The 1,985-nt window shown below is 69.6% G+C and carries 3 protein-coding genes (1 of these 3 running past the window's edge); all 3 read right to left on the bottom strand.

From position 1 onward, the window contains the following. Positions 1-147: the start of a biopolymer transporter ExbD gene (locus KDM41_04460; protein ID MCB1182663.1), read on the bottom strand. Its footprint begins 360 nt before the window's first position; the window shows 147 of its 507 coding nt (coding positions 1-147); its start codon is at positions 145-147; its stop codon lies beyond the left edge, outside the window. Further along, positions 144-830, bottom strand: a complete 687-nt coding sequence (locus KDM41_04455; protein ID MCB1182662.1) for a MotA/TolQ/ExbB proton channel family protein — start codon at positions 828-830, stop codon at positions 144-146. Before KDM41_04455 ends, KDM41_04460 begins: the two co-directional genes overlap by 4 nt. Next, positions 827-1,985 (bottom strand): MotA/TolQ/ExbB proton channel family protein (locus KDM41_04450; protein MCB1182661.1); only part of this gene is annotated, 1,159 nt, incomplete at its 5' end. The genes KDM41_04455 and KDM41_04450, both read right to left, overlap by 4 nt.

Raw genomic sequence — 1,985 nt, 5'->3', positions numbered from 1 at the left:
GCGCGACACGTCGATGCCCGACTCCTTGACGAAGCTCGTGGTGACGACGAAGAAGATCAGCAGCAGGAAGACCATGTCGACCAGGGGGCCCATGTTGATGTCGACCTTGTCGCTGCCGCCGCGCAGCGTCTTGCGCACGTTGATCATGACGCCGAAGCCTCCATGGCGGCCAGGGGGGGGACGTCCGGTCCGTCGGGCCCCATGCCGCCGCCGGGCCCGTCCTGGAGGGCGCGCCCGAGGGAAAGGGTGAACTCGTCGAGGGTGCTCTCGAGGCGCGTGGCGCGGCGGTTCAGGGAACCGCTGAGGAAGAGCCCCGGGATGGCCACGAGCAGGCCGGTCTGGGTCGTGATGAGGGCCACCGAAATGCCGCCGGCCATGGCGCGGGCGTTGCTCGTGCCGAAGACCGCGATGACGTCGAAGGTCTGGATCATGCCGAGCACCGTGCCCAGCAGGCCGAGCAGCGGCGCGATGGCCGCGAGCACGCCGATCACGGCGAGACGTCCCCGCAGCTGGCGGCGCATGCGCTCGGAGGTGTGGTTCAGCACGAGCTCGTCGACGCGCGGCCGGCCCGAGCGCGCGGCCAGGAAGCGGCGCAGCAGGGTGGCCCGCAGGCCGTGGCGGTCGTCGGGCAGGCGGTCGTGATCGAGGGCCCACAGGGCGTCGACCTTCTCGATGTCGCGCCCGGAATAGCGCTGGTAGGTGCGCCAGCGCTCGAGGATCAGGGTCCACATGGCGAGCGAGGCGACGACCATGGGCACCATCACCCAGCCACCCTGGACGAGGTAGTCCCAGGTGGCCCAGAGGGTGTCGCGCAGCGCCGGCGTGTTCATGCGTTCCCGCCCCCGCCCGCCGCGACGAGGGTCTTCTCCTCGCGCCGGATCTGGATGATGTTCACCAGCTGCACCGCCTTCTCCTCCATGTCGCCGATGATGTGGTCGCTGCGGCGCGAGAGGAAGGTGTGGGCCAGCATGATGGGGATCGCCACCATCAGGCCCAGCTCGGTGGTGACCAGGGCCTCGGAGATGCCGCCGGACATGAGCTTGGGGTCGCCGGTGCCGAAGAGCGTGATCACGCGGAAGGTGTTGATCATGCCCGTGACGGTGCCGAGCAGGCCGAGCAGCGGTGCCACGGCGCCGAGCACCGCGAGCACCGACAGGCCGGCCTCGACCCGCGGCATCTCGCGCAGGATGGCCTCCTGCAGGACGCTCTCCTGCGTCTCGCGATCCTTCTTCCGCACCGACAGGCCCGCCTTGATCACCGAGAAGACCGGCGAACGGCGCTTGCTGTGGCGGTCGACGAGATCCTCGGCCGCCTCCCACTCGCCCTTGGCGGCGTAGCCGTTGACCTCGGTCATGAAGCGGTCGGTGTTGGCGTGGATCCGGTTCAGGAAGAAGATCCGGGCCAGGACGATGAACAGGGCGACCACCGCGAGCCCGACGATGGGCCACACGATGGGCCCGCCGTTCTCGAGCTGCTCGAGGAAGCTGGTCTGGTGGGTGATCTGGCGCAGGGCGTTGCCGGCGGTCATGTCGATGGGCACCACCTCGCGGTCGCCGTGCAGGTAGCCCTTGAGGTCGCGGCCGATGCTGCCCCGCGGCAGGTCGGTCATGGCGTAGAAACGGCCGCCCTCGGGCGACCAGCTCAGGAAGCCCACCTCGCCGTCCTTCTCGTAGGCGGCGGTGAAGCGGCCGAGGGTGAGCACGTCGCCGGTGACGGTGCCGCCGTCGCGGGCGATGTACTCGCCCCGGTGCAGCGAGACCTGCCCCGCGAGCCGGATCTCCTGGAAGATCACGTCGGCCATGCCGGTGATGTCCTCGATGTCCGGGAAGTAGCCCTTGTCCAGGAGCGGCGTGATGCGGTCCTTGCGGTCGGGGTCCAGGCCCGAGAAGTGCGACTGGTGGAGCATCGTCTCGAGGTCGCGCGCGGCCAGGCGCACGTTGCCCGAGATCTCGCGGAAGTCGAGCTCGTGCTCGTCCCACTCCTTC

The organism is bacterium (genome assembly GCA_020440705.1).
Lineage (GTDB): Bacteria > Krumholzibacteriota > Krumholzibacteriia > LZORAL124-64-63 > LZORAL124-64-63 > JAGRNP01.
This window is presented reverse-complemented; position numbering and strand designations above follow the sequence as displayed.

Bases quoted from the DNA above. Each gene is read 5' to 3' on its own strand.
- KDM41_04455 (MCB1182662.1), bottom strand. From the start codon at position 830: ATGAACACGCCGGCGCTGCGCGACACCCTCTGGGCCACCTGGGACTAC.